This window comes from Xanthomonas sp. DAR33341 (assembly GCF_003992815.1).
Classification (GTDB): Bacteria; Pseudomonadota; Gammaproteobacteria; order Xanthomonadales; family Xanthomonadaceae; genus Xanthomonas; species Xanthomonas cissicola.
Window position 1 is genome coordinate 184,084 of sequence record NZ_QEYV01000017.1, and the last position, 8,305, is coordinate 192,388.

Consider the following 8,305-nt stretch of genomic DNA (forward strand, 5'->3'; position numbering starts at 1 on the left):
ATGAGGCGAGCTCAAGCACCGTGTCCGGTATCAAACCGTGGTGCAGCGCGGAGCTAGACGTTGTGACACACGCACTGGTAACCGTCAGAAACGGTGATCGGCAGCCGCTTGCCGCAGTGACGCTAGGGCAGGGATGCTTCGAGCTCGATGCAAGTCAGTGGCACGGACCAGGCATGCTCGGCATTCCAACGGGCAATGGTCATTTCGCGACTGCGCCGGCAAGTTTGCTGGGTGAGCCGGAATTCTATTTGCAGCGGCCGGGTTTTTGGCATGGCGGGGCAGGCATCGCGGCCTGCTGGTATGGCGCCGCCGCAGCCATTGCCGAGCATGTCCGCCGCTCGTTACGCGTGGCAGGCAACCCCTTTGCCGCAGCACACCTGGGTGCCATCGACGAACAGCTGACGGGTGCACGGCTGATGTTGCAAGACCTGGCGAATGCGATCGACAACGCTCCAACCCAAAGCCATCAACTGGCTGTCATTCGGTTACGGAGCGTAATGGATCGCATCTGTCGGGACGTAATCGAACGCGCCGCCTTGGTCCTGGGGCCTGCCTCACTGTGCTGCGATGCCGTGCACGCGCAACGGTGCGCCGACCTGGCTGCCTTCATCCGCCAGTCCCACGGCGAAAAAGACGAGCAGTGGCTGGGGGAGCAGCTGCACGCACGCGAGGTCAACCCATGGCTGCTGTGAGGGGCGAGCAGATCGCAGGGCAAGGCGTCAGCGAACAGCGCTGGCATGCATCGCGTCAGTTGAATGCGCTGCTCACCAGCAGCCTCGAACAGTTGCTGGGCACCGCGACACGTGTGGTGGTGGTTTCTCCGCATCCCGATGACGAGGTGCTGGGGTGTGGCGGGCTGCTTGCGATGGCGATCGCATCGGGAAGGCAGGCCCTGATCGTTTCCGTTACCGATGGCGAAGCGGCCTACCCGCAGGACGACGCATGGCCGCCCGCGCGGCTAGCAGCTGCGCGTCGTGAGGAGTTGCGTGATGCGCTGGCGCGCCTGGGCATCGATCCATCCAGCATCGTCAGGCTGGATGCGGGAGATGGCCAGGTACGTGCGGGAGTCGACGCACTTGGCGCGCGGCTGGCCGATCTGCTGCAACCACGCGACGTGGTGCTGGTGACGTATGCGCGCGATGGACACCCCGACCACGAAGCTTGCGCTGATGCGGCGAGCAACGCAGTTGCACAATGCGGAGCGCGGTTGATCCAGTTTCCGATATGGGCATGGCACTGGGACGACCCCGACCACAGTCAGATGCTGGCATCGGCCACGCGTCTGGTGCTTTCTGCCGATGCTTACGCTGCAAAGATGCAGGCGATGGCCGCGTTCAAGACGCAGACCGGTCACCTCACGCCTGCGCTGCGCAATCCCATCCTTCCCGACTGGGCGCTGGCCAGGTTTCAGCGCGACTTCGAGGTCTTTCTCCCATGAACGCCCAGGCCAACGCCGATTATTTCGACAGCATCTACCGGCAGCTCGATCCGTTCGGCTATGGGACGCGTTGGTACGAAAAGCGCAAACGCGACATCCTGCTGGCAACCTTGCCTCGGCAGGGATTTGCACGGGGATGGGAACTGGGGTGTTCCAACGGCGAAGCAACCTGTGGACTCGCTGCCCGCTGCGAACGCTTGCTGGCAACCGATATGTCGGCAGCTGCGGTGCAACAGGCAAAGCAACGCGTAGGAGAGCGAAGCAATGTCGAAATCGTGCAGGCTTGCCATCCGCAGCAGTGGCCGGAGGGAAGTTTCGACCTGATCGTGCTGAGCGAGATCGGCTACTACCTCGCCGCGTCCGAACTCGACGAGCTGATCGCGCATCTGCAGCAGGCGATCACGCCGGAGGGACTATTGGTGGCCTGTCACTGGAAGCATCCTTTCGAACAGGCACATCAAGATGGAATCGCGGTCCATGCCGGTATCGCCCGACTGCTCACCTTGCCGCTGAGTTATCGCTATGAAGACAGCGATTTCCTGCTGGAAGCGTGGACCGCGCAACCGTTGTCGGTGGCGCAGCACGAAGGCTTGCGATGATCGCCGTCATCATTCCGGCGCATAACGAGGCCGAATGCATGGCCGCCTGCCTCGCATCGGTCTTTCTCGCCGCGTCGCACCCCGAACTGCGCGAGCCTGTGGAGGTGATCGTCGCAGTAGACCGTTGCACGGATGCAACAGCAGCGCTGGCACAGGCGTTGGGCGCGCGCGTGATCGATGTGCCCGTTCCCGGAGGCGTCGGCATTGCGCGGGCCGCAGCAGCCTCCAAGGCCATTGCACTGGGCGCCGATTGGCTGGCCGTGACCGACGCTGATTCCCGCGTTCCCGCCGATTGGCTGGTGGAGCAGCGCAAGGCCGACGCGGATGTGTTCTGCGGTGTCGTGCAGGTGGAGGATTGGCTGGACTATTCCGATGAAGTGCGTTGCAGGTTCGAACAGAACCAGGCAACTGGACAAGGCCATGGTCGCATTCACGGCGCCAACCTCGGTGTGAGCGCCGCGCTCTATCAACAATGCGGTGGGTTCCCTGCCGTGACCTGCAGCGAAGACGTTGCGCTGGTGCACGCGCTGCAGGCGATCAACGCGTCGATCGCCTGGTCGCCACGCTCGGTGGTGTGGACCAGTGCCCGCAGGCAGGCACGGGCAATTGGCGGTTTCTCGGATTTTTTGAAACAGCTGGAAGCCTCGACCTGTGTGCATGCGTAGACGGTAGCGCAACGCTTGGAACTGTCTTTTAGGGTGTCATGGCCATGCCGCATGTATTTGATTCGCTCAGCAGATGCCCTTCAACCAAAAGGGGCTTCGCTTCAACGACTGCAGGGCTACGGTCTTGCGAGACCGCGATTTGAGTTGCATCCGCGCCGTGTCCATCGCCGCAGTTGAACCACGGCATCTGGCCAACTAATGCCTGACAACTGCTAACCGGCTGTCGACCTCATCTGCACGGGGCGTGGACGAAGCGTGCGCCACCATGCCGAACCGACACACAAGGTGCGACATGGCCAAGCCAACGTTGTTCTTCCTGCATGCCCTCGGCGCCAGCCGGCATGAGTGGAGCCATGTCATCGCACAGTTAGGTACTCGCTTCGACTGTATTGCCCTGGACATTCCTGGATTCGGCGATGCGCCTGCGCTGAGCCACTGCAACACGAACGCGCTTGTTGACTGGTTTAGCGCTGAAATCATCAAGCGGCAACCGGCATGCTGGTTTGCAGTAGGGCGCAGCATGGGCGGGAAGATCGCCACCTTGACGGCGGCTCGTGCGCGCGACGGTGTGGCGGGCCTTGCCGGTTTGGCGGGCGTGGTGCTCGTTGCCGCGTCGCCCCCGGCACCCGAACCGATGCAGGAATCGCGGCGCCGCACCATGCTTGCCTGTTTCGAAACAGGGCAGCCTACGCGCATGGAGGCTGCACAATTCGTGGATGCCAACTGCGCCGCTCCACTGCCTGATGAACGCAGGGACGCCGCGATCAACGACGTTCTGCGCACCGCCCCCAGTGCATGGATGGCATGGCTCACCCGCGGTAGCCGCGAAGACTGCACCGCGCAGGCCGGGTGCATCGGCGTGCCGGCAGTGATTGTCGCAGGTGGCCAGGATGGCGATCTGGGCGAGGCTGCGCAGCGGCGCTTGAATGCGCCGCACTATGCGCATGCGCAGCTCGCCATCGTGGCCAACGCCGCGCACCTGATTCCCTATGAGCAGCCGCGGGAACTGGCGCAGTTGGTCGCAGCGCACGTGTACCGCTGCATTGAAAACTGCCTGCCTGAAGACTTCATTGCCCTGCTGAACTCCGAGCGCGTCGCTCCGCGCATGCGCAAGACCTTGCTCGCCCGACACGCGGGTCCACCGGCCTGCGGCAAGGGCGTGTTGAACCCGCGGCAGATGAACGTGCTCGCGGCCGTGGCTGCACGCGTGCTGGATGGCGCGGGCGATGCGGCGCAGATTGCGCGGCGTATCGACCTGCAGCTCGCAGAAGGCGCGGGAGATGGATGGCGGTACGCAGACTTGCCAGACGATCGCCTGGCGATTGCGCTTGGCCTGGATGCACTCGATTCACTGGCCGGGGGTTTTGTCGAACGGTCGGCAGAGGAACAGGACCGTTGGCTGCAGGAGATCGCGTACGCGGTGATGGGCAACACCTCTGCGCACGGCCTGGATGCTGGGCAACTGGCGCATTGGTTCGAGGATGTACGTGCCGATGTGGTGCGCACCTGGACCAGCCTTCCCGCCACCATGGCCGCGCTGGGCTACGACGGTTTTGCCGTCGGCAACGACACGGGCAATGGCCCCGTGGGCTGTGTAGAGACGGCAGCGGGTCGGGATGAGCACTGGCAATTGCGTGCGCCCGAGACTGCCCAATGAGCAACGCTGGTGGCCAGGACAGCGTCGATGTGGTGGTGGTCGGCAGCGGAGCGGGGGGCGGCCCGCTCGCAGCGCGGCTTGCGCAAGCCGGCGTTTCGGTGGTCGTACTGGAAGCCGGCGCGGCATTTACGCCGGATTCGCACATTCCCGATGAGTTGACCACCGGCATCTATTGGATGGACGAGCGCCTGAGCGGTGGGCAAACGCCCACTGCGTTCGGGCCGAATAATTCGGGCTCCGGGCTCGGTGGTTCGACGTTGCATTGGGGCGCTTTTTGTCGGCGGCCGGACAAGCGCGATCTCAGCCTTCTGACCCAGACCGGGCAGGGCGCCGACTGGCCGATCCCGCATCATGAGTTGGTCGCTTACGTTCGTCGCGTGGAGACCTTCATCGGGGTCTCCGGTCCCATGCATTATCCGTGGGACCCCGAGCGCAGCTATGCGTATCGGCCACCACAACGCAATGCGTCGGCCACGGCCATGGAACGAGGTTGCGGCGCACTTGGCATCCGGACCACCGATGCACCCGCCGCGTTGGTCACCAGGCCGCATCAGCAGCCGCATTGGGGCCAGCGTGCGGCTTGCAACAACTGTGGTGCCTGTCACCAGGGCTGCAGCAACGCCGCCAAGGTGAGCGTGGACATCACATGGCTGCCGTTGGCCAAAGCGCATGGTGCGCAATTGCGCACCGACAGCCGGGTAGTCGATCTTGAACGCGACAGCCACGGCGCAGCGACTGCGGTGATCTATCGCCAGCATGGGCAGGAGTATCGCCAGCGCTGCAGCACCGTCTTCCTGTGCGCAGGAGGTGTGGAGACACCGCGCTTGTTGCTCAACCTGGGGCTGGCCAACTCCAGCGGGCAGGTGGGGCGCAATTTCATGGCGCACGTGGTGACCCAGGTGTGGGGTGAGTTCGACGCAGACATGCGCATGAATCGAGGGTATGCATCTTCGCTCATTACCGAAGACATGGTGCGCCCGGCGGATGCCAGCTTCATCGGCGGCTATCTGGTGCAGAGCCTGGGCGTACAGCCGGTCACGCTCGCGAACACGCTGGCGCGCGGTGCCGGCCTGTGGGGCAGGGACCTGGTCGCAACGCTGCTGCGCTACAACCGTCTGGCAGGTATCGGCATCAATGGCGAATGTCTGCCGCAGGACGCCAATCGCCTGACCTTGTCCGACGAACGGGACGCCTTCGGGCAGCGCAAGGCGCGCATCGATTTCAGTTACGGTCCCAACGAGCAGGCCAACGACGCCCATGCGCGCGCATTGCTTCAATCGGTCTGGCAAGCCGCAGGCGCCCGCAACATCTTCGCGGCTGCGCGCTCGGCGCATACGCTCGGTACCTGCCGCATGGGGACCGAACCTGCACAGGCCGTGGTCGATCCAGATGGCCGCACCTTCGACGTGCCGAACCTCTACATCTGCGACAACTCGGTGTTTCCCAGCGCACTGGCAGCCAATCCGGCACTGACCCAAATGGCACTCGCGCTGCGCACCGCAGAACGTTTCCTTGCGCGCTAGCAGCACTGCGCCACCACGTACTCAACGACCAGGAGCTCAATATGGATCTCGGAATCAAACAGCGGATCGCCCTCATCAGTGGCGGCGACTCCGGCATGGGCAAGGAGACTGCGCGCCAGCTGCTCGAAGCCGGCGTGCGCGTGGCGATCACCGATCTTCCCAATGGTACGCTCGACCAGGCAGTGGCCGAGTTGTCCGGCCTGGGGGAGATCATCGCCATCGAAGGCGATGTGACGCAGGAACAGGACGTCATCCACATCTGGACCCAGGTGCGCGCGCAACTGGGGGAACCGGATATCTACGTCAACGCCGCCGGCGTCACCGGCGCCACCGGCGATTTCCTGGAGGTCAGCGATGCCGGCTGGCTCGAAACGCTGGACATCAACCTGATGGGCGCGGTGCGCATGTGCCGCCAGGCCATTCCTGCCATGCGTCGCAAGCAGTGGGGGCGGATTGTGTTGTTCGCGTCCGAAGATGCAGTGCAGCCGTACGTGGATGAGTTGGCCTACTGCGCGTCCAAGGCCGGCATCCTGAGCCTGGCCAAGGGGCTGTCAAAGGCCTATGGCGCCGACAATGTATTGGTCAACACGGTGTCGCCCGCGTTCATCGCAACGCCGATGACCGACAAGATGATGCAAAAACGCGCGCATGAGAACGGAACCAGTGTCGAAGAAGCCATTGCCTCGTTCCTGGATGAAGAACGCCCCAGCATGGCGCTGAAGCGGCGCGGCCGGCCAGAGGAAGTGGCCTCCGTCGTCGCATTCCTGTGCTCGGAGCGCGCCAGCTTCATCAACGGCGCCGGCGTGCGCGTGGACTCGGGCTCGGTATTCACCATCGCTGGCTGAGGCGGGCGGCGCGGTGCAGCGGCAAGTGAAATCAAAGAGAAGCACGAACAGCATTTGACATAATATACAGAGCGCAGCAAAGGCTTCCCGCAAAGGGTCGTTATACAAATCTGCGCATCGTTCTATAATCAGCAACACACAGTTCCGAGACGCCAGAATCTTCAGTGGATTCACTCGGGAAGACGCCGCGCGCTTCCTCAACGTCAGCGTTCGAACCATCGGCCATTGGGAGACGGGTAGGGCTCGGCCCAGCTACGCCGCTTTCAAGCTCCTACGCGTGTACCGCCATGGCTCTCTGATTCACCCGGAGTGGTCCAGCTGCTTCATCAACCATCGCGGCTCTTTGGTGACTGCTGAGGGGCGTGAGATTCGCGCCAGAGATTTGGACTGGCTTTCGCTGCTATTCCGTCGCGCTGAATGCATGGGACCGCTTATGCGTGAGCGTGATGCTCTCCGCGATCAACTTGCCGCCATCCAGGCGTGCCCCGGCGAAGCCGGGGCGCGCCCTTGGGCTTGTCCCGTATTAAACAAAGCACACGCGCCTTCTGAAATTCAGCCTCAGAACCAGTCGTACCAAGGGTTTTCCCTGGTGTCTGGAGTTTCTTGCGATGGGGCCATAATGGGGCCACAATGGGGCCATGAACGATGCCATACACAAGCTCAATCTCAGGTTGCCGATGCACGTAGTCGAAGAAGCCAAGGCTCACGCGCAGCTTCTGGGCGTCAGCCTGAACGCGTACATCCTGTTTTGCATTTCGGAACAGGTGAAGCGCACACGGAGGGAGTTGTCGGCTCCATTCAACGCAGCGCCTCCAAAATCAGGTTCAAGGCCTCCGGCTCGATCAGCGGCAAATCCTGTGGTGACTCCGGTGAAGCGCCCTCAGGCCAAGGTTGGCCGCAACGAAGATTGCCCATGTGGCAGTGGTCGCAAGGCCAAGCACTGCCATCCGGAGTGGACCTAAATCGTGACGCGTCACCGAATGCCGGGGGTGTTCTGTGAAACGCCAATCCGATCCCGATTACCTTCGGTCAGCCCTGGCTCGGGCTTATGAGATGCGCGACGTTATCGAGCAAATGCGCTCCGAACGTCCTACAACTGTTGAGGAAAAGGTCTATTTCGCCTCAATGCTTGAGACCGCTGACACCTTCATCGGCTACTACCGGCGTGAGCTATCGCTGATCGCGCGGCGTGGCGGCCACGGTCATCGGGTACAGGGCGCGGCGCTTGGGCATGCGGGTGCGCGCCTGCGGCGCGCAGAGCAAGTCTGAGCGCCGCGCCCGTGTCTGTTGCCCAGTTCCGAATTGCAGCGGCCTCGGCGATAGTCGCGGTGTGGCTGCTTGTGGGGTGCAGGGGCTGCGCCCCTGCGGGTATGGCGCATGGATGCGCCGCTCTGCACTTAGCGGCTGGAGCCGCGCAAGAGTGCGGGTCAGGGCCGGGCGGTAACCCGACTGCTGACCCGTTTTTTACTGCCTATCAGGGCAATTCTTGCCGGTGGCAGCAACCACCGGCAACACTCAGGGCCGCGTTGGAGGCGGCACGCATATGAAGCCACAGAAGCCAGCAGGACATAATATACA

The 8,305-nt window shown here is 63.1% G+C and carries 9 protein-coding genes; all 9 read left to right on the forward strand.

Features of this window, described 5'->3' with window-relative positions; translation table 11 throughout:
* The first annotated feature begins 173 nt into the window (after positions 1-173).
* The 9 genes from EO156_RS05840 (at position 174) to EO156_RS05885 (ending at position 7,996) form a co-directional block, all read left to right on the forward strand.
* On the forward strand, positions 174-692 hold the full coding sequence (locus EO156_RS05840) for an acyl-CoA dehydrogenase family protein (RefSeq protein ID WP_016850849.1): 519 nt from the start codon (positions 174-176) through the stop codon (positions 690-692).
* Positions 680-1,438, forward strand: a complete 759-nt coding sequence (locus tag EO156_RS05845; protein WP_016850848.1) for a PIG-L family deacetylase — start codon at positions 680-682, stop codon at positions 1,436-1,438. Before EO156_RS05840 ends, EO156_RS05845 begins: the two co-directional genes overlap by 13 nt.
* Positions 1,435-2,037 carry a class I SAM-dependent methyltransferase gene (locus EO156_RS05850; RefSeq protein ID WP_016850847.1) on the forward strand — a complete coding sequence of 201 codons (603 nt, stop codon included), beginning with the start codon at positions 1,435-1,437 and terminating at the stop codon, positions 2,035-2,037. The genes EO156_RS05845 and EO156_RS05850 overlap by 4 nt, the downstream gene beginning before the upstream one ends.
* Positions 2,034-2,702: a glycosyltransferase gene (locus tag EO156_RS05855; protein ID WP_003490408.1), complete on the forward strand. Its 669-nt coding sequence runs from the start codon at positions 2,034-2,036 to the stop codon at positions 2,700-2,702. The genes EO156_RS05850 and EO156_RS05855 overlap by 4 nt, the downstream gene beginning before the upstream one ends.
* A 292-nt stretch (positions 2,703-2,994) precedes the next feature.
* Positions 2,995-4,359, forward strand: a complete 1,365-nt coding sequence (locus EO156_RS05860; RefSeq protein WP_016850846.1) for an alpha/beta hydrolase — start codon at positions 2,995-2,997, stop codon at positions 4,357-4,359.
* On the forward strand, positions 4,356-5,882 hold the full coding sequence (locus tag EO156_RS05865; RefSeq protein ID WP_016850845.1) for a GMC oxidoreductase: 1,527 nt from the start codon (positions 4,356-4,358) through the stop codon (positions 5,880-5,882). Before EO156_RS05860 ends, EO156_RS05865 begins: the two co-directional genes overlap by 4 nt.
* A 41-nt stretch (positions 5,883-5,923) precedes the next feature.
* Positions 5,924-6,727 carry an SDR family oxidoreductase gene (locus EO156_RS05870; RefSeq protein WP_016850844.1) on the forward strand — a complete coding sequence of 268 codons (804 nt, stop codon included), beginning with the start codon at positions 5,924-5,926 and terminating at the stop codon, positions 6,725-6,727.
* Positions 6,728-7,404: 677 nt separating this feature from the next.
* The gene (locus EO156_RS05880) at positions 7,405-7,689 is read left to right on the forward strand and encodes an SEC-C metal-binding domain-containing protein (RefSeq protein WP_230577957.1); all 285 of its coding nucleotides are present in this window, start codon (positions 7,405-7,407) and stop codon (positions 7,687-7,689) included.
* Positions 7,690-7,780: 91 nt separating this feature from the next.
* Entirely contained in the window at positions 7,781-7,996 is a 216-nt protein-coding gene (locus EO156_RS05885) for a hypothetical protein (protein WP_033482609.1), read from the forward strand.
* Positions 7,997-8,305 lie beyond the last annotated feature (309 nt).